The organism is Lacrimispora algidixylanolytica (genome assembly GCF_003609635.1).
GTDB classification, from domain to species: domain Bacteria; phylum Bacillota; class Clostridia; order Lachnospirales; family Lachnospiraceae; genus Lacrimispora; species Lacrimispora algidixylanolytica.
In genome coordinates this window covers 18,292-41,000 of sequence record NZ_MCIA01000019.1, presented here as the reverse complement: position 1 = coordinate 41,000, position 22,709 = coordinate 18,292, and the positions used below count along the sequence as shown (strand labels likewise).

20 protein-coding genes and 1 other annotated feature are annotated in these 22,709 nt (G+C 42.0%); of the genes, 2 read left to right on the top strand and 18 right to left on the bottom strand.

Annotated elements, in window-relative coordinates:
- Positions 1 to 40: 40 nt before the first annotated feature.
- The 6 genes from BET01_RS12185 to abc-f form a co-directional block, all read right to left on the bottom strand.
- Positions 41 to 1,231, bottom strand: coding sequence for a MerR family transcriptional regulator (locus BET01_RS12185; RefSeq protein WP_120197101.1), 1,191 nt, complete (start codon positions 1,229 to 1,231; stop codon positions 41 to 43).
- Between the two features lie 16 nt (positions 1,232 to 1,247).
- Positions 1,248 to 1,739 (bottom strand): GNAT family N-acetyltransferase, encoded by a 492-nt coding sequence (locus BET01_RS12180; RefSeq protein ID WP_120197100.1) that lies wholly within the window; start codon positions 1,737 to 1,739, stop codon positions 1,248 to 1,250.
- A gap of 45 nt (positions 1,740 to 1,784) precedes the next feature.
- Positions 1,785 to 2,495 (bottom strand): ComF family protein, encoded by a 711-nt coding sequence (locus tag BET01_RS12175; protein ID WP_120197099.1) that lies wholly within the window; start codon positions 2,493 to 2,495, stop codon positions 1,785 to 1,787.
- Positions 2,496 to 2,565: 70 nt separating this feature from the next.
- Positions 2,566 to 4,791, bottom strand: a complete 2,226-nt coding sequence (gene recD2, locus BET01_RS12170) for an SF1B family DNA helicase RecD2 (protein ID WP_120197098.1) — start codon at positions 4,789 to 4,791, stop codon at positions 2,566 to 2,568.
- Positions 4,792 to 4,901: 110 nt separating this feature from the next.
- The gene (gene mreB, locus BET01_RS12165; protein ID WP_330512822.1) at positions 4,902 to 5,903 is read right to left on the bottom strand and encodes a rod shape-determining protein; all 1,002 of its coding nucleotides are present in this window, start codon (positions 5,901 to 5,903) and stop codon (positions 4,902 to 4,904) included.
- Between the two features lie 601 nt (positions 5,904 to 6,504).
- Positions 6,505 to 8,061, bottom strand: a complete 1,557-nt coding sequence (gene abc-f / locus BET01_RS12160; RefSeq protein ID WP_120197096.1) for a ribosomal protection-like ABC-F family protein — start codon at positions 8,059 to 8,061, stop codon at positions 6,505 to 6,507.
- Positions 8,062 to 8,238: 177 nt separating this feature from the next.
- On the opposite strand from abc-f, the gene BET01_RS12155 reads away from it, so the two are divergent.
- A complete protein-coding gene (locus tag BET01_RS12155) occupies positions 8,239 to 9,093 on the top strand; it encodes a putative ABC transporter permease (RefSeq protein WP_120197095.1) in 855 nt (284 codons plus the stop codon).
- A 55-nt stretch (positions 9,094 to 9,148) separates the two neighbouring features.
- On the opposite strand, the gene BET01_RS12150 is transcribed toward BET01_RS12155, so the two are convergent.
- The 8 genes from BET01_RS12150 to BET01_RS12115 all read right to left on the bottom strand — a co-directional run bounded on the left by BET01_RS12150 (position 9,149) and on the right by BET01_RS12115 (position 18,273).
- Entirely contained in the window at positions 9,149 to 10,885 is a 1,737-nt protein-coding gene (locus BET01_RS12150) for a phospho-sugar mutase (protein WP_120197094.1), read from the bottom strand.
- Between the two features lie 76 nt (positions 10,886 to 10,961).
- On the bottom strand, positions 10,962 to 11,939 hold the full coding sequence (locus tag BET01_RS12145; RefSeq protein WP_120197093.1) for a protein kinase family protein: 978 nt from the start codon (positions 11,937 to 11,939) through the stop codon (positions 10,962 to 10,964).
- Positions 11,940 to 12,045: 106 nt separating this feature from the next.
- Entirely contained in the window at positions 12,046 to 13,248 is a 1,203-nt protein-coding gene (locus BET01_RS12140) for a CCA tRNA nucleotidyltransferase (protein ID WP_120197092.1), read from the bottom strand.
- A gap of 33 nt (positions 13,249 to 13,281) precedes the next feature.
- Complete coding sequence (gene proS / locus BET01_RS12135) at positions 13,282 to 14,715, bottom strand: proline--tRNA ligase (protein WP_120197091.1); 1,434 nt, start codon at positions 14,713 to 14,715, stop codon at positions 13,282 to 13,284.
- Between the two features lie 50 nt (positions 14,716 to 14,765).
- Positions 14,766 to 14,974: a binding site (T-box leader), on the bottom strand.
- Between the two features lie 42 nt (positions 14,975 to 15,016).
- Positions 15,017 to 15,613, bottom strand: a complete 597-nt coding sequence (locus BET01_RS12130; protein ID WP_120197090.1) for an HD domain-containing protein — start codon at positions 15,611 to 15,613, stop codon at positions 15,017 to 15,019.
- The gene (locus BET01_RS12125) at positions 15,610 to 16,725 is read right to left on the bottom strand and encodes an AI-2E family transporter (RefSeq protein WP_120197089.1); all 1,116 of its coding nucleotides are present in this window, start codon (positions 16,723 to 16,725) and stop codon (positions 15,610 to 15,612) included. Before BET01_RS12125 ends, BET01_RS12130 begins: the two co-directional genes overlap by 4 nt.
- Before the next feature lie 101 nt (positions 16,726 to 16,826).
- The gene (locus tag BET01_RS12120; protein ID WP_120197088.1) at positions 16,827 to 17,528 is read right to left on the bottom strand and encodes an RluA family pseudouridine synthase; all 702 of its coding nucleotides are present in this window, start codon (positions 17,526 to 17,528) and stop codon (positions 16,827 to 16,829) included.
- A 7-nt stretch (positions 17,529 to 17,535) separates the two neighbouring features.
- Positions 17,536 to 18,273 (bottom strand): nitroreductase family protein, encoded by a 738-nt coding sequence (locus BET01_RS12115; RefSeq protein ID WP_120197087.1) that lies wholly within the window; start codon positions 18,271 to 18,273, stop codon positions 17,536 to 17,538.
- Positions 18,274 to 18,482: 209 nt separating this feature from the next.
- Here BET01_RS12115 and trhA point away from each other — a divergent pair, with 209 nt between their 5' ends.
- Positions 18,483 to 19,130, top strand: coding sequence for a PAQR family membrane homeostasis protein TrhA (gene trhA, locus BET01_RS12110; RefSeq protein WP_120197086.1), 648 nt, complete (start codon positions 18,483 to 18,485; stop codon positions 19,128 to 19,130).
- Between the two features lie 20 nt (positions 19,131 to 19,150).
- On the opposite strand, the gene BET01_RS12105 is transcribed toward trhA, so the two are convergent.
- From BET01_RS12105 to BET01_RS12090, 4 genes are all read right to left on the bottom strand, one after another.
- Positions 19,151 to 19,426 carry a GIY-YIG nuclease family protein gene (locus BET01_RS12105; RefSeq protein ID WP_120197085.1) on the bottom strand — a complete coding sequence of 92 codons (276 nt, stop codon included), beginning with the start codon at positions 19,424 to 19,426 and terminating at the stop codon, positions 19,151 to 19,153.
- Between the two features lie 275 nt (positions 19,427 to 19,701).
- The gene (locus BET01_RS12100; protein ID WP_120197084.1) at positions 19,702 to 21,273 is read right to left on the bottom strand and encodes a DUF3794 and LysM peptidoglycan-binding domain-containing protein; all 1,572 of its coding nucleotides are present in this window, start codon (positions 21,271 to 21,273) and stop codon (positions 19,702 to 19,704) included.
- 93 nt (positions 21,274 to 21,366) lie between these two features.
- Positions 21,367 to 22,062, bottom strand: coding sequence for a serine O-acetyltransferase (gene cysE / locus BET01_RS12095; RefSeq protein ID WP_120197083.1), 696 nt, complete (start codon positions 22,060 to 22,062; stop codon positions 21,367 to 21,369).
- A 133-nt stretch (positions 22,063 to 22,195) separates the two neighbouring features.
- Complete coding sequence (locus BET01_RS12090) at positions 22,196 to 22,627, bottom strand: protease complex subunit PrcB family protein (RefSeq protein ID WP_120197082.1); 432 nt, start codon at positions 22,625 to 22,627, stop codon at positions 22,196 to 22,198.
- Positions 22,628 to 22,709 lie beyond the last annotated feature (82 nt).

Sequence of the window (22,709 nt, the reverse complement as noted above, 5' to 3'; positions counted from 1 at the left end):
AGGGTGACGTAAGGTCACTGTCAAGCATTTTCTACTATATTTATTTCATGCAAAGAAAAACACCGGCTTGCTTGGTGATATGAATGTAGCCTTTCTTTTTCATTTTACCCTCTAAGAAATCCCGAAACTCCCCGTAGCGGTCGCTCAAAAACTCCTGTTGGTTGCCATGGCAGGATAGGATATATTCCATCAATGCACCGGCATCTCTTACTTCCAGATAATCCTCAAACTCGATTTTTCTAATGGAACTAAAATAGGGTGATAGCCGCTCTTCTCCATTCTCAAGTCCAAACACATCATAAAGATTTACTTCTGAAAGAGTGATCCTGGAGTCGAACTCCTTTACCAACTGGCTTATTTCCTTCATATGTCCAGAACCATACGTACTGCAGCAAAACATTCCACCTTGCTTTAACACACGCTGTACTTGGCGAAACGCTGCGTCAAGACTTGATAAATAGAACAGCACATGATTGGCAACCACCAGATCATAAGTTTCCGATGGTTTTGGTATCTGTCTACAGTCAAACACTTCAAAAGAAAAGTTTCCGGTTACATGCTTTAGATTGTCTTCCACATCACGGACCATTCCTTTTGATACATCAGAAAGGCAGATCCTGGTATCCTTTGGTATCTGGCTCTGGTTCGTAAGCCAAAGCTCTCCATTGCCACAGCCCAGTTCTAAAATCTCTTTTCCGTCAATGGGTTCCATCAATCCATAGAGCCACTGAAACCAGCTAATGGGATTTTTTGCATATTTCTTGTGGAGTCCGATCCTTATATTAATATTAGCTGCATCTTTATACTGTTCCACAAGTGTCTTTTCCATATTAGTAATATGTATGAGGTGTAGGATCTTGTTCCAATCCACTGCCTGGTTATCCATCACAAGTCTGGACGTCTCCGTAAGAGTCTGCTCCACAAGCTTTAAGTGTTCGATTCGTTTTCTCACAAGATTTAGCTGAAGGCGCAGGGATTCGTCAACGTAATCATTGTCATCGTCATTAATGGTTATGGAACGAATCTCATCCAAAGAAAAGCCAAGATATTTTAAGGAAAGAATCTTCTGCAACTTGGCAAAATCAGAATCCGTATAGAGGCGGTATCCGCCCTCACTGACTGCTGCTGGCTTCAAAAGTCCCTGCTTGTCATAATAGCGGATGGTACGTATGGTTACATTTGCTTTTTTGGCGAACTGGCCGGAGGTATAAAACCCATCCTTATGACTCATATCAGTTACTTCCTTCCTATACCATAAGCTGGTAATTTATAATATCAAGCATTTTTCCAAACTTCATGCCCATTTCTTTCATGGTTCCGCTGTAAGTAAAGCCCAGATTCTCATGTAAAAGCACGCTGGCCTCATTTCCTCCCGTAATAACGGAAATAACGGTATGCACATCGTCATTGTTTCTTGCAATTTCTATAATAGCGGCCGCTAACTTTCCTGCAATTCCTTTGCGGCGGTATTCTTTACTTACATAAATAGAAAGCTCCACAGTGGTTTTATAAGCTTCCTTTGGTCGGTAGGAAGAAAGACTTGCATAGCCCACGGCCCGGTTATCTTCCTCAGCTACAATCAAAGGATGATTTCCTACATTGTGATCATGAAACCAAACCATTCTCTCCTCCATGGTTTTAGGAGTCAAATCAAAGGTGGAAAATCCATGCTCTACTTCGTAATTGTAAATATCTAGTAACTCTGGCATGTCCTCTTCTTTGGCAGTTCTAATCATCATACGTATTCCTCCTGAATATAATTTATCTTATCATAATACAACATTCTATTGACCTCGTCCAATACAAATTGTCAGGAAATATATCCTCTTTATTCCTGTCTTTTTTAGAGCTCTGGCGCAGGCTTCTATAGTACTTCCAGTGGTATAAATATCATCTGTAAGTATGACTCCCTCCACTTCATTCTCTCTCAGCCCTGGAGCAAACGCTTCCTCTAAATTTTTAAGCCTCTCTGTGGGATCTAGTCCCTTTTGAGGCATAGTGTTTTTATTCCTTATAAGCATATTTGCGGAAACGGGAATGGATAAAAATTCTCCCAACTTATTTGCCAAAACCTCAGCCTGATTAAATCCACGTTCTCTTTTCCTTAATGGGTGAACCGGTACTGGGACCAGCACATCTGCATTCATTCGACGTATCTGCTTTTCGTAACGAAACGCCATAGCTTCCCCATAAAAATCCAGATACTCCCGTCTGTTCTTATATTTAATCTTAGACATGGACTTCCTGGCTATTTCATCATAATTAAGAAGGGCCAGACCATAATCAAAGGAGCGCTTATGTCTGACACAATCAAAACAATATTCTATATTACCACTGATAACCTCCTTGCCACACTTTTTGCAGACAGGGCCTTTGACAATGGATAATTTTTTCAAGCATTCTGGGCAGATGAGCCTGCCTTTGGGCATCACAATATCATCACAGACTGGACATCGTCTGGGAAATAAAAGGTCAACAAAAAAAGAAGGATTCATGGCAGAAGATTCTCCTTGTAAAAAGATAGTGAGACAGGCAGGAAAGTGACCCTTTCCTGCCTTAAGATTATCATGAAAGGTGATTGATTTCACAGATACGGTCCTTTAATCCGGAATATCTGCGCTGTTCTGTTTCATTATTTACCATTTCCTGAAAGATCTCAGGAACGCCCACAAGACACACACAGGCCTTCGCCCGGGTAACTGCGGTATATATTAAATTTCGAGTCATCAGCATTCGTGGACCTGAAAATACAGGGATTACCACCGCCGGATACTCACTTCCTTGGGACTTGTGAATGGTGATGGCATAGGCAAGCTCCAATTCTTCCAGTTGCTTGTAGCTATATTCTACCAAGCGACTTTCGTCAAATTCTACGGTAATCAGCTCTGCAAAATTGTTGATCTCCCGTATGATACCCGTATCCCCATTGTAGATTCCGGTGCCTTTGTCTACGGGAATTCCGTATTTGTTGCGAACTTCCCATTCAATATTGTAGTTATTTTTAATCTGCATGACCTTATCACCCACTCGGTAGATGATGCCATTGGCTTCCTTTTGGAGTTTATCCTCTGACGGAGGATTTAAGAATTCCTGCAGTATGGTATTTAACCGTTCCACGCCCATGGCTCCCTTTCTCATTGGGGTCATGATCTGAATGTCAAAGATATTCGCATGAACATATCCAGGCAACTTATCCTGCACCAGGGTAATGATGGCACTTATGATGGCATTGGGATCTTCCCTTTTGATAAAGAGAAAGTCATTGCTTTTCTTTCCAAGAGAAATCTTCTCCCCCCCATTGATTTTATGGGCATTGACTACAATGTCGCTTTGAGTCGCCTGCCGGAAAATCTTTGTTAGCATTACCACATTAAAGCATTGGGAGTCGATCATATCCCGAAGCACGTTACCTGGTCCAACACTTGGAAGCTGATTCACATCTCCCACCAAAATCAGTCTGGTTCCCGGATTGATTGCTTTTAATAACGATTGCATCAGATTGATGTCTACCATAGAGGTTTCATCAATAATGACCGCATCTGCGTCTAGGGGATTTTCCTCATTTCGTTCAAAATGCATCCCAACGGAACGTTCATCTCCTGGAAGTCCTGACAGCTCCAAAAGCCTGTGGATGGTCCTTGCCTCATAGCCGGTTGCCTCTGTCATACGCTTAGCGGCACGTCCCGTCGGTGCTGCCAGCAAGATCTCCATCTCTTCACTTTCAAAGAAACGGATGATCGTGTTAATGGTGGTTGTCTTTCCGGTTCCAGGTCCTCCAGTTAGGATTAAAAGGCCGCTGTTTACCGCCTCCACAACCGCTTTCACCTGTTTATCATCAAGTTCAATCTTTTCTTCCTTTTGTAACTTTAAAAGCTTGGATTGTATGTCACCTTCTGGCATCTGGCCCCTTATATTAAGGTCATGTAACATTTTGGCGGCGTTTAACTCCATATAGTAATACTGAGAAGCATAAACCACACGCCGTCCTTCCGTTTCCCTAATGACAAGACGTTTATCAAGCTGCATATCCATTAAATGCTTTTCAATTAGGGACCGGTCTACCTTAAGTAGCTCCGAGGACTGTGAAAGAAGTTCATCTTCCGGTAGATAAGTATGTCCACTTGACGTAGCTTGCAAAAGGGAATAAAGCACTCCGCATTTGATTCGAAAATCAGAATCCGTAAAAATGCCTACCTTTCTGGCAATTTCATCCGCCATCTTAAAGCCTACGCCCTGGATATCATCTGCCATCTGGTATGGATTTTCCTTGATGATTCCATAAAGTCTGGGACCATATTCCTGATAGATCTTGGCAGCCAGGTTCATGGAAATTCCATACTCCTGCAAAAACATCATGGCCTGACGCATCTCTTTTTTCTGCTCTACCTGTTGAGAGATGGTCATGGCCATCTTTTCACTGACTCCCTTTACTTCGGAAAGCCGCTCCGGTTCCTCTTCCAGAATGCGAAACGTATCTGCTTTAAAACGTTTCACGATTCTTGCCGCCAAAGCAGCGCCAACCCCTTTAATCGCCCCAGAGCCAAGATAACGTTCCATGGCAGCCGTATCTTCCGGCGCCTTGATTTCATAGGTTTCTACGGTCATCTGCTCCCCGTAGACGGGGTGCTCTGTCATGGCTCCTACCGCTTCCACCATCTCTCCCTCGCTTATGTAATGAAAATTACCGACAAGGGTATATTCTTTGCCTTCATTTACGAGACTTAGGACTGTATAGCCGTTGTCTTCGTTCCTGTATTTAATTCTCTCTACAAATCCGCAGACTGTTGACATAATTCCTCCCGTAAACACAGACAGACTGCTTTTAAACAAGCCCTGGCGGAATCTGCAGATACCGCGGGGGTGTTTAAAAGCAGTCAAATAAATATCTTTTTATACTCAGATTAAAATTCTCTTTTATTATTTCCACTGTGGGTGAATTCGATAAACTTACCAGTTCCAATGGCCACTGCTGTCAGCGGGTCTTCTGCAATCATGGTGGTGATTCCAGTTTTTTCTTCAATGAGGGCATCAAGGCCGCTTAAGAGAGAGCCACCGCCTGTAAGCACAATTCCACGGTCAAATATATCTGCTGCAAGCTCTGGTGGTGTGCGCTCTAATACGCTATGAACCGCATCCACGATCTGCATTGCTGGCTCTTTTAATGCATCAAGTGTCTCATCGGAGGTTACAACTATGGTTTTTGGAAGGCCAGTAACCAGGTTACGTCCTCTTACTTCCATGGTCAGCACCTCTGGTCTACGGTAAGCAGCTCCAATGTTGATTTTAATCTCTTCCGCGGTTCTCTCACCAATTAAAAGGTTATGTTTCTTACGCATATAGCGTACAAGTGCTTCATCAAAATCATCTCCGGCAACCTTAATAGAGGTGCTCACTACGGTTCCGCCAAGAGAAATGACTGCAATGTCGGATGTACCGCCACCGATGTCGACGATCATATTACCGCAAGCCTTTGAAATGTCGATTCCTGCCCCGATTGCTGCTGCTACCGGTTCTTCAATAATCGTCACTTCTCTTGCTCCTGCCTGATAGGTTGCATCTTCTACTGCTTTTTTCTCAACTTCTGTAGCACCGCTTGGGATGCAGACGCTGATTCTAGGCTTTCTAAGAGTCTTTTTACCTACAGCTTTATTAATAAAATATTTCAACATCTTTTCTGTAACGGTGTAATCAGAGATAACTCCCTGACGCAGAGGTCTGACTGCAACGATGTTTCCAGGAGTTCTTCCTATCATCAGTCTGGCTTCTTCACCAATGGCTTTTATTTTATTAGTGTCACGGTCAATGGCAACAACTGAAGGCTCTTTTAAAACCACACCTTTGCCTTTTATATATACCAGTATGCTGGCAGTTCCTAAGTCAATTCCAATATCATTGGACATCATAAACATCTTTTCCTCCTGATTCCTAATCCTACTTCCAGTTCACAAAGTTACCTTTATCTTCAAAATTATCTTTTATTCGCAATTTAAGACAGACTTTCTATCCTATTATATACAATTCCCCCAGGTTTTTAAAGGGGTTTTTGATTTTTATTTTCTTTATTATTTTTTAATTTATCGTACACATTTTCGACACATTTACATTGTATACTGATTATACGTTATCTGAAAGGATGACGGGCCTTTTGTTTCAAGTAACTTACTTGAAATCACAAAGCTTTTTCATACTCATACCGGACGGTGCAAACCGTCCGGCCCCCCTAAACAAACATTTTGATCGCATTTAAAGATCATTTTTGATAAAACGTGATATTTTAAGCAGGACCTGGATTTCTTACGAACCAGGTCCTTTTTTATTTTATAGGAAAGTTCTACCAACTCCCCTATAAAATAAAAAGCACGACCTGCAGGATGCACATGACACTTAAGAGGAAGATGTCACTAGAGTGACAGCGCGTCAGCGCCAGAGTCTGACAAGTCAGACTCTTTCTTGTATCCTGAAATTTAAATCCTTCAAAGTAGGAGACCTTTCCATTAAATGAAATTAAGAAAGTCTAAGGGCCCATTCCTTACAATCAATCACTCTGGTTGCAAGACCTTCGTAAAACTCCGGTTCATGACAAATCAAAAGAATACTTCCCTTATATGCTTTTAACGCTCTTTTTAATTCATCTTTTGCATCCACATCAAGATGGTTGGTAGGCTCGTCCAAAAGAAGAACATTGGATTCTCGGTTTAACAGCTTGCATAAGCGCACCTTAGCCTGCTCACCTCCACTTAAAACACGTACCTGACTCTCAATATGTTTGGTCGTCAATCCGCATTTTGCCAAAGCAGAACGCACCTGATACTGGGTATAGGACGGAAACTCTTTCCAGATCTCTTCAATGCAGGTGGTAGTATTACCAGGAGTCATTTCCTGTTCAAAATAACCTATGGATAAATAATCTCCAAGCTCCACCGATCCACTAAGAGATCGAACCTGACCTAGAATACTTTTTAAAAGAGTGGTCTTTCCAATTCCGTTAGCGCCCACTAGGACTACCTTTTCTCCACGCTCCATAGAAAGATCAAGAGACCTTGACAACGGTTCCTCGTATCCGATTACCATGTCTTTTGTTTCAAAAATCATCTTTCCAGCAGTTCTTGCTTCCATAAAATGAAATTCTGGCTTTGGTCTATCCTTCGCAAGCTCTATCACATCCATCTTATCCAACTTTTTCTGTCTGGACATGGCCATGTTTCTTGTGGATACTCTGGCTTTATTACGTGCCACAAAATCCTCAAGCTCTGCAATTTCCTGCTGCTGACGCTTATAGGCAGATTCAAGCTGAGACCGTTTCACCGCATAAACATCCTGGAATTTCTCATAATCACCGACGTAACGGTCAAGACTCTGGTTTTCCATGTGGTAGATGATATTAATTACGCTATTTAAGAAAGGTATATCATGAGAGATCAAGATAAATGCGTTCTCATATTCCTGTAAATAACGTTTCAGCCAATCGATATGCACCGTATCCAAGTAGTTGGTCGGCTCATCAAGCAATAGAATATCTGGCTTTTCTAATAACAGCTTTCCAAGAAGCACCTTAGTTCTCTGTCCTCCGCTCAGCTCTGTTACATCCTTATCAAGTCCTATATCCGTTAACCCAAGGGCTCTCGCTACTTCTTCCACCTTGGAATCTATGATGTAAAAATCATGGGCCATGAGAAGGTCCTGAATGGTTCCCAGTTCTTCCATCATGGTATTCATGCCATCTTCGTCTGCTTCTCCCATGCGGTCACAGATAATATTCATCTGCTCTTCCATCTGAAATAAGAACGCAAACGCTCCTTTTAATACTTCCCTTATGGTCATTCCCTTTTCAAGAACGGTGTGCTGATCCAAGTATCCGACACGGACTCTCTTTGACCATTCCACTTTTCCTTCATCTGGTTGCAACTTTCCGGTGATGATATTCATAAATGAGGATTTTCCTTCCCCATTGGCTCCGATCAATCCAATATGCTCACCCTTTAACAGACGAAAGGAAACATCCTGAAAAATAGCTCTGTCTCCAAATCCGTGGGTGAGATGCTCAACATTTAATATGCTCATTGATATAACTCCTTTATTCATGGGTATGCAGTACGAAACATCATAATTCTACATGACGAAAGCAATTAAGGCAAGCTAAAATCCCTTATTCTTAAAAGAGTTTTTTCCAGTTGCAAAAAAGGACAAAACCGTATATGATAGTTCCAACACGATTCCCATCGGAAAGGGGTTATGCTTATGTTCGTATATACCTGGTATCAATGGCTGCTGTTTTTCTTTTTATATTGCTTTATCGGCTGGATCATTGAAACCACTTATGTTTCTGTAAGAAGCCTCCACTTTGTTAACCGGGGATTTTTACGACTTCCTCTCCTTCCTTTATATGGAAGCGGAGCGATCATCATGCTTTGGCTGTCTCTACCTGTCAAAGGGAATATAGCTATGGTCTTTCTTTTTGGTATGACAGGGGCTTCTATATTAGAATATATCACTGGATACTTGATGGAACGATTGTTTAAGATGAAATACTGGGATTACAGTAAAAATCCTTTTAACATCAATGGGTATGTTTGCCTTGGCACCTCCATTGCCTGGGGATTTTTAACCATTATTTTGACCGAAGTGGTTCATAGGCCTTTGGAATGGCTGGTTCTTTCCTTAAGCGACACCGTTACCATTTCACTGGTTATTGTAATTGCGATTGTCTTTCTCATTGATACCGTTCTTTCTGTTAGAGAAGCATTGGATCTTGGACGAATCCTGGAATCTATGACAAAGTTAAAGGCAGAGCTAGAAGAGGTACAAGTTCAGATTTCCTTGTTAAAAGCGGAAACCACTCAAAAGGTTTCAGAATTTAAGAACGAAACTATGGTTAAGATCACTAATTTAAAAACAGAAACAGCTACTGTGATTAAAGAATCCGCACTTATGGAACGGCTGCAGTCCCTGACTGAGAACAAAGAAAAGATGACTGGATATATTAGCTTCCATCGCAAGGGAATTCTTCGCAGAAACCCTACCGCATCCTCTAAGTTTTTTGGAGATGCTTTGAATGAATTAAAAGAATATTCTAAAAAATACAAAAAATCCTAATGATATAAAAAGTGGACACGATTTAATCTCGTGCCCACTTTTTATTTTGAATCAATTAAAGCATCTGATTGACCAAGGCCATTACAGCCTCTCCCAGATTAAGAGACATTTCCTCTGCTTCTTCCATAGAAGAACCTTTGATTCCATAATAAAATTTGATCTTAGGCTCTGTTCCTGACGGTCTTACACAAATCCACGCATCATCTGATAAATCATAATAAAGGACATCAGACTGAGGAAGTCCGGTAGGTCTGATGGTTCCGGTTGCCATATCCAAAATGGTATCTAGCTTGTAATCCCTAGCAGAAATCACTTTGTAGCTGCCAACCATTCTAGGAACCTCTCCCCTCATTGTCTCCATAATTTCACGAATCTTTGCCTGGCCTTCAATTCCCTTTAGTCCAATGGCCAAAACGGCATCCTTGTAATAACCATAGGTTTCATACATAGCATTCATGGCATCCCATAAGGTCATGCCTTTTGTCTTATAATAAGCGGCAGCCTCACATAAGGCTACAGAAGCGGAAATCGCGTCCTTATCACGAGCATAGGTGCCGATAAGACAGCCATAACTTTCTTCCAAACCAAACAAATAAGTGCCATGTCCGGAAATTTCATTCTTTAAGATCTGCTGTCCGATGTACTTAAAGCCGGTAAGCACTTCGATCAGCTCGCAGCCATAAGATTTCGCAACCGCATCCACCAAATTGGTGGTAACGATGGATTTAACGACCTGTCCATCCTCTGGAATCTCTCCCCGTTCCTTCTTTTGACTGAGCACGTATTCGCAAAGCAGAGAACCTGACATATTGCCTGTAAGAGGAATGTATTCCCCTGATTTATCATCCTTTACATACACTCCAAGTCGATCCGCATCCGGATCTGTTGCCAAAATTAAATCTGCATTCTTCTCTTTTGCAAGGGCTAGTCCTAAGGCAAAAGCTTCCTCTGCCTCTGGATTTGGATAGCTGACGGTTGGGAAATCTCCATCTGGAAGCTCTTGTTCTGGAACCACATGAACATGAGTAAAACCAATCTCTTCTAATGCTCTTCTTACAGGTAGATTTCCAGTCCCATGCAGGGGGGTGTAGACAACACAGATCTCACTTTGCATGCGTGTAATGGCTTCCTGGTTTAAAACCTGAGCCTTTACATGGGCAATGTATTTGTCATCCACAGAAGCTCCTATGATCTCATAGTTTCCTGCAGCCACAGCAGCTTCTCTGGTGATGGTCTTTACGGTGGAAAGATCGGTAATGTCTAAAACCTCTTTTGTCACCCCTTTGTCATGAGGGGGTGTAAACTGGGCGCCGTCCTCCCAGTATACCTTGTATCCGTTATAATCCGGCGGGTTATGGCTGGCCGTTACGTTAATGCCCGCAATACACCCTAATTCCCTGACAGCAAAAGAAAGCTCCGGTGTTGGACGCAAAGATTCAAATTTAAATGCCTTAATGCCATTGGCCGCTAATGTCAGAGCAGCCTCCTCTGCGAATTCTGGAGACATATGCCTGGAGTCATATGCTATGGCTACGCCTTTGTGGGCGCCGCCCTGTTTTATTATATAATTTGCAAGCCCCTGAGTGGCTCTTCTTACAACATAAATATTCATTCGGTTGATTCCTGCTCCGATGATTCCTCTTAATCCGGCAGTACCAAATTCAAGATCCTGATAAAAACGTTCTTTAACCTCATTATCATCGTCTTGAACTCCCCGAAGTTCTTTTTTGGTAGCCTCATCAAAATATGGATTCAAAAGCCATTCGTCATAAATGCTCCTGTAATCTTTCATTGCATATTACTCCCTTCTCTCCATTTCTGTTATGGATATTATAAAACATAACATAATAAAAGAAAAGCGGATTCCACTATTTTATTCTTGACAGAAACGAATTCCGAACCGATTGCTGGATCTCAAGATCCTTTAGTTTCTCAATGTTTCTTGCCGGAATCCATGCCTTATTGGCATTATAATAGAAGTTAAGCTGCTTCCAATATTTCTCCGGATATAAGAATAAATAGTAAAGGCAGGTCCTGTCTGCATTCGAAAGAGATAGGATTTCAGAATATGTATCAAGCATTGCCATGCCAAGCTTTAAGCTCCAATCATGTTTTTCCATGGCTTTGCGCATAAAATGATACAGATCCTCCATCTGCATCCCTTTATGCATGCGGTTAAATTCTACAATTGCCACATCATGAGAACACATTAGAATATGATGCTGGTTTAAATCTCCATGGCATAAATATTCCTCCCCTGTCTCCCGCTTTTCTAAAAAGCATGACATTCCCTTACAGGCCTCCATAGCCTGTTCGTAAAATGTATCGTAATTACCCATGACGCACAGTTCAAATTCTGATTTTTTTCTCTTATTCCGAATAAAGGAACGGGCTCTCACCAGCTCTTTGTTGTGACGCTCCATCTCTTCGGCTGGCTGCTGTACCAAAATGGAGCCTAAGTTCCATTCGTCCTTAAATTCTATTCCTCTTAGAATTTTATGTAAGCAGGCAATCTGTTCAATGGCACACAGTACTTCCTTGCTGTCCTTTAAATTGCACTCCCGGTCCGCATACCAGTCTTTTACAATCCACCTTGTACCGTCATCGGCGGTAGAGAGAAGCTCTCCTTCTTTGTTTCTCACGTAACGATCCACGTTCAAATGGCCGGCTTCTTCCATTTGTGAAAATACCTTATCCTCAAATTCAAGGCGCTTTAAAGTTCCTTTATATTCCCGAAGCAGTTTCAGACCCTGATTCGTCTCACACAACCAGGCGCCCCGGCCGCGCTTTACATCAAGAATTTCGAGCTCATACTGCGTAAGCACCTCTGTGTATTTCTCGTTCACAACCACCCCTCCAACTCTTAGCTAATCAGCTACTTCTAGGGTATGAAAGGCTAGTAAAAAATATGCAAAATCTGGCTGAAAGTTATACGGGCCATAGGCCCGATCTTCATAACTTTTCAGCCAGATTCATGAGATAATCTTTTTGGTTGTGCTCCGGATTTTTAATTACTTCTTCAAATAAAGTATCTAAAACGTTTCCGATCTTTGGTCCTGGCTTTCTGCCAGCTTCTATCAGCTCTTTGCCGGTTACTGCCATGTCCTTTCGGTGGATGCAATCTCCGTCTCTTATGATTTCTTTCGCATATTCTTCCACCATTTTAAGGGTATCTAAGTAAGATTTTTCACTAAATATCGTTTGAAATAACAACAGGTCAGAAAAAAGTTCTGGAGTTAGTTTACTCATCACTTTTCGGATATCCGGCTTCTTAGCAGGTATCTCCTCATTCCAAAGACTTACAAGGGTCTTTACCTGGTTGATGGTATCATTATCTAGTTTCAACTCTCTTAAGATACTTACAGAAACTTCCGGTAGTTGATGCCTTAGAAGACCAGCCCATCGCATATGCTTATTAGCAGGCAGAAGTTTAAGTCTCTCCACACCGGAAAAAGTTTTTAAAGCTTGATTGAATGATTCGCAGATATAAGGGGCAATCTTGCTTTCATATACTTCCACAATCTTTTCTGGATGATTGGATACAAGAAGTTTCGTCAGCTCCACCTGAATCCGTTCCCTGCTGACCTTTAACATATTAGGAGCAATGACAGTAATTGCCTTTTTTGTCTCCTCTTCAATATCAAATCCAAGCTGGGCAGAAAACCGGATAGCCCGAAGAATCCGAAGGGCATCTTCGGTAAACCGATCCTGGGCATTGCCCACACAGCGAATGATCCCTTGTTGTAAATCCTTTTGCCCATCAAAAATATCTACAAGGCCGTCCCGGTCACTATATGCCATGGCGTTGATGGTAAAATCCCGGCGCCTTAAATCTTCCGTTAAGTTCCTGGTAAATTCCACAGACTTTGGATGTCGCCCATCTTCATATTCTCCATCAATGCGGTAGGTGGTTACCTCATACCCCACCTTATCGGCAAGGACTGTAACCGTACCGTGCTGGATTCCTGTGTCAACGGTTCTTGGGAATATTGCCTTTACCTGCTCCGGATTGGCAGAGGTCGTGATGTCCCAGTCTTCAGGCGTCCGCATAAGCAGACTGTCTCTTACACACCCGCCTACCACATAGGCTTCAAATCCATGGGTATTTAGTTGTTCCATGATCTCTCCTGCTGCCTGGGGCACTAAAATCTTCATCACGATCTCTCCTTTACCTAGTTACCTTCTTTATTAATAAGCTCTTCCCCAGTATACCATCTTAACTGCTGGCTTGCCGCAGCAGATGCAGGTGTCACTAAGTGTTTTCTGCTCAAATGGGATACAACGGGACGTTGCTCCTGTTGATTCTTTAATCTGATCTTCACATTCCTGACAGCCACACCACATCGCCTTTACAAAGCCAGGCTTTTCTTCTACTGTTTTTGTAAAAGTAGCCAAATCAGTTGCTTCACTCGTATGTTCATCGCGGTGATTTTTGGCTTTTTCGTACATATTCTTTTGAATGTCGTCAAGAAGATCTCTTACCTGCTGATCCAGTTCGTCTAAAGATACCATAATCTTTTCATGAGTATCTCTGCGGACTAAGACAGCCTGGTTTTGTTCAATATCTCTTGGCCCGATCTCTACGCGGATTGGAATTCCTCTCATCTCGGATTCGCTGAATTTCCAGCCTGGACTCTTATCGCTGTCATCCACCTTAACTCTGAAATTAGATAACATACCTTTCAGCTCAAGAGCCTTATCAAGTACGCCTTCCTTCTGCTGCTGAACAGGAACGATTATAACCTGAACCGGTGCAATCTTTGGAGGAAGTACAAGTCCATTATCATCACCGTGAACCATGATGATTCCACCGATCAATCTGGTACTAAGTCCCCAAGAAGTCTGATGAACGTAGCTTAACTTATTTTCCTTATCAGAGTACTGGATCTCAAACGCTTTCGCAAATCCATCTCCAAAGTTATGGCTAGTTCCTGACTGAAGAGCCTTTCCATCATGCATAAGGGCTTCAATGGTGTAAGTTGCTTCTGCACCAGCGAATTTCTCCTTATCAGTCTTCTGGCCTCTGATCACTGGCATAGCAAGAACTTCTTCGCAGAAATTAGCGTATAGATTGAGCATCTGCTCTGTTCTTTCCTCTGCTTCTTTTGCTGTTGCATGAGCGGTATGACCTTCCTGCCATAAAAACTCTCTGGAACGTAAAAACGGTCTAGTGGTTTTTTCCCAGCGAACCACGGAGCACCACTGGTTATATAACTTTGGAAGATCCCGGTAAGACTGTATCTCTCTGGAGTAGAAATCGCAAAACAAAGTCTCTGATGTAGGTCTAACACAAAGGCGTTCCTGTAACGGCTCAAGGCCGCCATGGGTTACCCAAGCTACTTCTGGAGCAAAGCCGTCCACATGATCCTTTTCTTTCTGGAGAAGGCTCTCTGGAATAAACATAGGCATGTAAACATTTTCAACGCCTGTTTCCTTAAATCTTCGGTCCAGCTCGCCCTGAATGTTTTCCCAGATGGCATAACCTGCTGGCTTGATGACCATGCAGCCCTTTACGCTGGAATAATCCATCAATTCTGCTTTCTTTACAACATCAGTGTACCACTGGGCGAAGTCCACATCCATAGATGTGATCGCTTCTACTAATTTCTTGTCCTTTGCCATGACAATTCTCCTTTATTCGGTTAATTAAAAAAGAGCCATCCGTTCCCTATAAAAGGGACCGAACAACTCGGCGGTGCCACCCAATTTAGCCATAGAATCTTTCTCTGGCTCACTTTTAGTCCTGTAACGCAGGAAACGCGCCGCAGTTTGCTGCGGGACTCCGAGGGAGGTTGAGCGATGAGTGGTATAAAGGCCTTTCACCAAATGGCCTTCTCTCTGAAATACATCATTACCTAGTAATCCTCTTCAACGTCTGTTTCTTTCAAATTTATGAAAGTTGGTATGGTTGATTTTACGTTATTTACAAATGTTTGTCAAGAGGAGAGCCTGGCTTTTCTTTTTCTTCTTCCATAAGCTTTTTGCTGTCTTCCCTGACCTGATTCCTTAATTCCTTTGTCTCGGGGAAGCTGTCACAAATCTCATTTCCATACGTTAAGTTTAAATCATATTCAAGGGGAAGCCAGGTACTGGTTCCTGCCTCATTATGCTGTATCACGGTCTCAATCTTATCAAGTGATTTTACCAGTTTAGCTTCTTTTGACTGGCAAAGGGACATTTCCTTAAAAAGAGGGGCAAAGCGGTCAGAAGCGGATTTAGGAAGCTTGGATAAAAGAAAGTTAATTGCTTCCTCTTCTACTTCTTCGTCCTCACCAGTCTTTACAAAGGCTGGAATATCTCCTGTTACTGCTTCTCCCCAATCATGGATCAAACACATGCGAAGTACTTTATTCATATCTAGATCGGTAAATTCCGGCTCCATTAACATGGCAAGAACCGCCAGCCGCCAGGTATGCTCCGCCACACTTTCCTGACGTCCTGAGGAGGTCCAGTTGTGTCTTGTATTGCATTTTAATGGTTCTACTAATCTTAAAAACTCAATTAATTCCTTTGGATTCATCGTGTTTTGCCCTTCCCTTCGTGATGGGTTTCTTCTCTGCAATTATAACACGATCCACCGTATAGCTCCACAATATCTTCAATGATTAATAAGCCAATTGGTCCCATAATAAAACCGAAAAGTCCAAAAAGCTGGAGTCCTACAAACATAGAAGCAAGGGTTTCAAGAGGAGTAAGTCCTACCTTTCCTCCCATGATTTTTGCTTCCATAATCTCCCTTAGGAAATAAGTGATAATATAAATCACAATAAGACCAATGCCATATACCCAGTTTTTACTCACCATAGCGGCTATGGCCCAGGGAATTAAAACGGTCCCAGTGCCAAAGATAGGAAGGGCATCTAAGAAACCGATTCCAATACCAAGAAGAATAAAATAGGGATTTCCCATAAGAAATAAACCCACAGAGCAGATGACCATGGTAAAAAGCATGATGGTTGCCTGAGTTTTTAACCATGCACTTCCAACAGACATCAGGCGGTTTCCCAGCATGGCGTATTCATAGCAGAAGATAGAATTGTCTCGCCTGGTGCGGATGTCATCCATTTCCTGCATGGTCAAGATAGTGGCAATAAATAAAATGACCGTAAGGATGGTGATCTGTACCAGCCATTTTATAATGCTCATGGAATTTAACATGACAAATGACATGGCTTTGCTTTTTAGTGCAGTTTCTCCTCCTGAAATGACCTCTCGGACCATTTCAAGTAGATATCCGTCTGGAAGCTTTAAAAACTGTTCCGCAAACGTGCAGTTCTGTGTCAGCCAAAAATCAATGCTTCTCATGATTTGGGGGAGATTTTGAAATAAAAGCTTTGCTTCCATTGCAAGCTTTCTTCCTCCGATATATAAGAAAATCCCAAATACAATCATAAAAAGAATGACTTCTACTCCTCCGATGACTGCAAGTGGAATGGAAATCACTTTCTTTTTTATGGTAAAACGGGTCTTTCTCTCGATCCAAAGGGCGGAAGGCCGCAAGGACAAGGCAAATACATAAGCAATCAAAAAGGGAATTACGAGGGGCAGCAAATATCGAAAACTCAAATATACTGCCCCAGTAACTCCCAATATCAATAATGTTTTCTTCAGTTTCCTACTCGGTTTCTCCATGGACTCACCTGTTTCTGTTTTGTACTTCTTTTGTACAGTTTCTATTATGAGCACAGGGACTTTAAAATATGCAAATCTTAAATTAGCAAAAAATTCCTAAATTAAAAACCTTTAAGAAAAGTAAACGGTTCAAATATCTCCCCTTTTGGTTTGATGGAAAACGGCATCTTTTTCCCTGTTATGGGGTGAGATAATGTAAGGCTTGATGCATATAAGGCAACATTGGTACGTGTTCCTTTTTGTTGAAATCTTGGATTGTATTTTTGATCTCCCCACAAAGGGTTACCGTGACCTGCCATCTGAACTCGAATCTGGTGATGACGTCCAGTTTTTAGTCTAATTTCCATCAGGCTTAATTCTTCTCCCTGAAACTCTGCCTTATCCACAACTTTAAAGCTAAGCTCGGCCAATTTTGCATCTTTTATCCCCTTGTCCACAATTTTAGAACTATTATTTTTTCCGTCTTTCCACAAATAATCCACGTAGGTACCAAAGTTTTCCACAGGTTTTCCACATACAACTGCATAATAGATTTTCTCCATTTTATGAGCGGAAACCTGCTTACTTAAGGAATCTGCTGCTTCTTTTGTTTTTGCATAAACCATTACGCCGCCGACTGGCTTATCCAGTCTGTGGATAACTCCTACATAAGGTTCTCCCGCCTTTGGGGATAACGTGTGGATATGTCGCTTTACTTCACTTACCATATCCGGTTCAAAGGATCTGGCAGACTGAGATTCCATGCCCACTGGCTTCTCCACAATAAGGAATTCTTTATCTTCATATAATATGTTTAAGTTCATAATTAATTTAATCCTCTTTCTCCCAAGATTCCATCATGGCTTTTACCGAACGGCTCATCTCCATACTGAAATCGGAATTCCATTTTCTTTTACAAAAAGCGTTTACCCACGCGGAAAAATCCTCTTTTTCTCCCTCACTGTATGCAAGCTCTTCTATGAATTCTTCCGGGCTTAGATGGCGGTATGTATTTTCAAAAACGACCCCTTCTTTGCGGGGACGCTTGGGTTTCACCCTTTCCATCTGCTGCTTTGTTGGGTAACCAAATACAACCATTGCCACAGGCACTGCATACTTAGGCAGCCCAAAAAGCTCTTTGTGTATCTCATAGTTTTCTATAATATCTCCAATATAACAAGAACCAATACCCATAGACTCAGCGGCGATTACTGCATTCTGAGCAGCAATTAAGGTATCGTCCACTGCTAGTAATAGATCTCCCATCTGGGGATGTCTGACCCTTTCTACATGGTGGCAAAACAAATCATACCACTTCTGATCATCTGCTACAAATACAAGGACAAGAGGAGCTTTTGCAATAAAAGGTTGGTTATCACACGTTTCTACCAACCGTTCCTTTAGTTTCTGGTCTGTTACATCGATGATGGAGTATAGAGTCATTTTCCCGGCGGTGGGTGCTTGGAGTGCAGCTTCTATAATGATTGATTTCTTCTCCGCTTCAATTGCCCTATCCTCGTATACCCGCACCGATTTTCGTTCCATAAGTTCTTTGATTGTCTGATTCAAAATGACCCACCCTTTCCAAATATACAACGATTTTCTTTTCTATTATATTGGATAGGCTCTTACATGGCAAATTATTTTAAAATAATTAGTTTGATATTCAAAAAAAGTATTGCAAATTACTTTTTGGGAGTGTATAGTATATAAATATATCATACATAGTATTCAATACTACATCACACGTTTTTACCAACTAATAAGGAGGAACTCTCATGAACATAAAAATCAAAGACCCCATTAGCGCACTGACTCATTTTATTGCTATGATACTGGCTCTTTTTGCTGCTGCACCTCTGCTGATCAAAGCATCCTCAGCGGGAGCACTTCATATCACCGCCCTGACCGTGTTTATAACCAGTATGGTTTTACTCTACGCTGCCAGTACGACTTATCACACCCTGGATATTTCACCAAAGATTAACAAGCTGCTTAAGAAAATCGATCATTTTATGATCTTTATCCTGATTGCAGGAACCTATACTCCAGTGTGTTTAATCGTGCTGGGGGATAAGACCGGATACAGTCTTTTAGCAATCGTGTGGGGAATTGCACTTACTGGCATCATCATCAAGGCCTGGTTTATTATGTGTCCCAAATGGTTTTCTTCCTGCATCTATATTGCCATGGGCTGGGCCTGTGTCCTTGCCTTTAGTAAGATTACCCAGGCACTTTCTCCTGCTGCATTTGGCTGGCTGTTAGCAGGCGGTATTATCTATACCGTGGGCGGAGTCATCTATGCCTTAAAGCTTCCTATCTTTAACGCCAGACACAAAGGCTTTGGTTCCCATGAGATATTTCATCTCTTTGTCATGGGCGGAAGCTTCTGCCATTACATGTTAATGTATCGTTTTGTCGCATAGATGAAAGTGACCGCCAGATCTCAATTCTCTCCTGAGATCTGGCGGTCACTTTTATGTAATTCACCAAATAAATTTAGCTTGTCCTTCCTAGACAACTTCTTTATGGCAGCTTCTCTTTTCATGGCTTCCTGTTTCGTCTCAAACTCCTCAAAGTAAGCCAGAGAAACTGGTCTTCTTGTCTTCGTATATTTCGCACCTTTGCCCTCATTATGAGCCTTAATTCTTTTTTCCAGATGGTTTGTCCATCCACAGTAGAGCGTATCATCCGCACACCGCAAAATATAAGTATAATTCATGTTTACTCCAGTACAAAACTTTTATGTAAACGGTAATAACGCCTTGCAATCACGTCACTACCGCCCAGGCTAACCTGTCATCTATCTTCAGCACCAGCTGGATGCGTTTAGGCGCCATCGACTGTATGATACCATAGCTCAGCTATAGTATATTATATAACAGGACAAACCGATATGTGAATGTTATTTTTATCTTACCCTTTTATCTTAAAATCATTCGTTTTCTTGCAAAGAGTTGCCAGGCAGATAATACAATTACTGCCTGGCAATCCAATTTAAGACAATTCTTTTACTAAAATCAAGCGTTCACCGGGTTTTACGGCTTTTTCCGTTAAACCATTAGCAGTCATAATGGTATCAATGGTGGTATGAAATTTTTTGGCAATGTTCCATAAAGAATCACCAGGTTGAACGATGTAGCCTACAATTCCTGGAAGTTTTTGCAATTTATTTAAATCCATAGGTGCATCCGTAGCGCTTGTAATAATCTGCTCGCAGATTGGCTGTAACGCAAGTAGATCAAGGGATGTGGTAGCCTTAATTTCTACGGTACCTCCGCCCATCATAACTGCACTTAACTGCTCTAAGCCAGAGCTTAACTGACAGATGGTATCCTCATTGATTCCAGGAGCCTCAATCAAATAGTGGAAGGGAACATCTTCTATGGCCGACTGAATGGGCTGAGAATCATCAGAGGTTAAGTAAAGGAGCCGCACCTCTAACACACCTTCTACAAGAAGGCCATCTTCCTTGACTTCCGTATCATCGATTTTAACGGTTCCCTCACTGTGACAGATCTGAAGAATCCGGTCCGCATTATCAAGAGCTACCTTTTCTACGATTTTGCATTTACTCATGTTTTTGGTGAGAATCTTATCAAAACATGCCTCTCCTGTCTGCAGGGCCAGCTCTCGATTGGTGGAATATAAATCGCTTAACAGTTCCATGTTTTCTTCCCTGTAAAGCTTCATATCAAGTTCAAGAACCGCATCCACATCCATTTCCCGCATTTCCCCATCAGAATCCGGTTTTGCCTCTATATCTTTATGTATGATATGTACGGTCACACATGGAACCATATCATCGGTTACATCTGGCACATCAAGCTCTCCGGAAAATGGAATACTCTCCTCTAGCCACTGGATTGGGGCACCTTCTCCCTCTCCCTGATAGATTACAAAGACCATTAATTCCCCATCAAGCATCATCTTACCAGCCATTGGTCTTGTGGTTACACCTCTAAGCCTCATCTCGCTCCATAAAACGTGATCGATGTTTGGCTTGTTTCCTGAAAGCGTAATATTTTCCTTAATACGGAACGTATCCTTATGACGAAGTGCAATGGTAGCCACATCCACATTACGGCGGAGCACCTCCACCTGAGGACAGTCTGTATATCCGCTTCCCGTGTCCACTTCTACGGCAGCGTCTACATCATAGGCAGTCTCCACCTTAACCTGCAGTGTTACAATTGCCTTAACACTGATTTTTCTGGAGTTAATAATTCCGGCATTCAAATCCTCAAGTTCACAGGAGAGCTGGATCACGTCTTGCTCTTCCAGTCCAGGTACATTGATTGGCTCCTCAAAGCTGATGCTTCCGGAGAGGGTCTGAAGTCCGCCTTCTGTTCCCCGGTAGAGGATGGTGAAATCAAGCTTGCCCCTGACTGCGACTCTCTCGGTTTGGTTTTTCACGGAATCAATTACGATTTCGCCGGCACTTAAAATAATCTGTTCCACATCGTCCATGGTATCTGGAACAATAAAATCATCATCCAGAGTTAACTGGGATGTGGCATTTCCTTTCCAACGATTCATATGTATGTTTTTCTTCAATAGCTCCAACATAAAACAGCACCTGCCTTACCTTCTTTATTCCTTTAAGAAAGTTTATGCAGGTGCATGTTCCAATATACTTTTTTTATACCTAATGATTGACTTCTATTCTTCGGCGTCAGAAAGAGCCTCTTTGCCGCTCTCATTTGAGTCATTGTTTTTATAGTGAGAAAGTTCTGTTTGAAGCTCAGTCATGGTTTGTTCCATTGCCCTGATCCGTTCTTCCATACGGCAATAAGATTCCATGGTCACTTCTGCCTTTACTTCTTTTGGAATTGGAACACCGCTGATCTTAATGGGACGTGCCGGAATACCGACTGCAGTCACGTTGTTTTCCAGAGGATTTAAAAGGACCGCATTGGCTGCAATGGTACAATTATCTCCTACTTGAAAGGAACCAAGAATCTTAGCTCCTGCTCCTACCGTTACGTTGGTTCCAAGGGTCGGATGACGTTTTCCTTTATTAAGTCCCACGCCTCCTAAGGTGACGCCCTGGTAGATCGTACAGTTATCACCAACTACAGCAGTCTCTCCAATCACCACACCGCATCCGTGGTCGATCAAAATCCCATGGCCCATCACTGCTCCAGGATGAATCTCAATCAGCGTAAAAAACCTTGCCATCTGAGAAATGAGTCTGGCAATGAAAAATAATTTATGACAGTAAAACCAGTGTGCAAATCGATGCCAAATTAACGCATGGACTCCCTGATACAAAAACAGCACTTCTAGTGGATTTCTTGCTGCTGGGTCCCGTTCTTTAACCGCCTTAACATCAAGCCATATGTCTTTTAATATCATATAACCATCCTCTTCTCCTACTGTTAACTTCTGTATTAGGTAGTATAACATAGGACGGTACAAGAAAAAAGAAAAATTTTAAAATAGCCACTCTGCAAATCAAAAAGCAGAGCGGCTAACCATTTTATCTTACTTACTGAAACACCACTGGAAGCTCCGACATCTCCGTCTTCATAACGATAAATGGAAAGGAAGCATCTGTTCCAGCGTTCTCACCCTTTGAAGGACCGATCAGTTCCGTCTTCAAAACAATGGAATTATCTGTCAGAAACAGATCATTAACGGCAATGCTAAAACCTCCGCTTGGCTGCTGTCCGTATCCAACTACTATGTATAGATTCTGGTCATCGCTGTAGGTCAGCTTAAAAGGTGATTGTTGCTTCTGTGTAATGATATCCCTTAATTCCTGAGGGATATCTGCATCTGCTACTACGGAAAATTCCATATCCTTCACTTTTTTTCCGCTATCCCCTTTTCCAAGGCATCCACTTAAGGTAAACACAACCAATCCCAACAGTACGAATCCGAGGCAGATCAGCCGTCTTCTGATTAACAGTTTTTTCATGACACATTCCCCAATTTATTAATTATTACAATCTATATGGGGAATGTGCTTTTTTTATGAAAACTTTAAGCCTTTTTTAACA

Bases quoted from the DNA above. Each gene is read 5' to 3' on its own strand.
- BET01_RS12155 (WP_120197095.1), top strand. From the start codon at position 8,239: ATGTTCGTATATACCTGGTATCAATGGCTGCTGTTTTTCTTTTTATAT.
- BET01_RS12140 (WP_120197092.1), bottom strand. From the start codon at position 13,248: ATGAAGATTTTAGTGCCCCAGGCAGCAGGAGAGATCATGGAACAACTA.
- BET01_RS12105 (WP_120197085.1), bottom strand. From the start codon at position 19,426: ATGAATTATACTTATATTTTGCGGTGTGCGGATGATACGCTCTACTGT.
- BET01_RS12100 (WP_120197084.1), bottom strand. From the start codon at position 21,273: ATGTTGGAGCTATTGAAGAAAAACATACATATGAATCGTTGGAAAGGA.
- BET01_RS12130 (WP_120197090.1), bottom strand. From the start codon at position 15,613: ATGAATCCAAAGGAATTAATTGAGTTTTTAAGATTAGTAGAACCATTA.
- BET01_RS12175 (WP_120197099.1), bottom strand. From the start codon at position 2,495: ATGAATCCTTCTTTTTTTGTTGACCTTTTATTTCCCAGACGATGTCCA.
- mreB (WP_330512822.1), bottom strand. From the start codon at position 5,903: ATGATGTCCAATGATATTGGAATTGACTTAGGAACTGCCAGCATACTG.
- trhA (WP_120197086.1), top strand. From the start codon at position 18,483: ATGAACATAAAAATCAAAGACCCCATTAGCGCACTGACTCATTTTATT.
- BET01_RS12090 (WP_120197082.1), bottom strand. From the start codon at position 22,627: ATGAAAAAACTGTTAATCAGAAGACGGCTGATCTGCCTCGGATTCGTA.
- abc-f (WP_120197096.1), bottom strand. From the start codon at position 8,061: ATGAGCATATTAAATGTTGAGCATCTCACCCACGGATTTGGAGACAGA.
- BET01_RS12185 (WP_120197101.1), bottom strand. From the start codon at position 1,231: ATGAGTCATAAGGATGGGTTTTATACCTCCGGCCAGTTCGCCAAAAAA.
- BET01_RS12125 (WP_120197089.1), bottom strand. From the start codon at position 16,725: ATGGAGAAACCGAGTAGGAAACTGAAGAAAACATTATTGATATTGGGA.
- BET01_RS12120 (WP_120197088.1), bottom strand. From the start codon at position 17,528: ATGAACTTAAACATATTATATGAAGATAAAGAATTCCTTATTGTGGAG.
- BET01_RS12180 (WP_120197100.1), bottom strand. From the start codon at position 1,739: ATGATGATTAGAACTGCCAAAGAAGAGGACATGCCAGAGTTACTAGAT.
- proS (WP_120197091.1), bottom strand. From the start codon at position 14,715: ATGGCAAAGGACAAGAAATTAGTAGAAGCGATCACATCTATGGATGTG.
- cysE (WP_120197083.1), bottom strand. From the start codon at position 22,062: ATGATATTAAAAGACATATGGCTTGATGTTAAGGCGGTTAAAGAACGG.
- recD2 (WP_120197098.1), bottom strand. From the start codon at position 4,791: ATGTCAACAGTCTGCGGATTTGTAGAGAGAATTAAATACAGGAACGAA.
- BET01_RS12150 (WP_120197094.1), bottom strand. From the start codon at position 10,885: ATGAAAGATTACAGGAGCATTTATGACGAATGGCTTTTGAATCCATAT.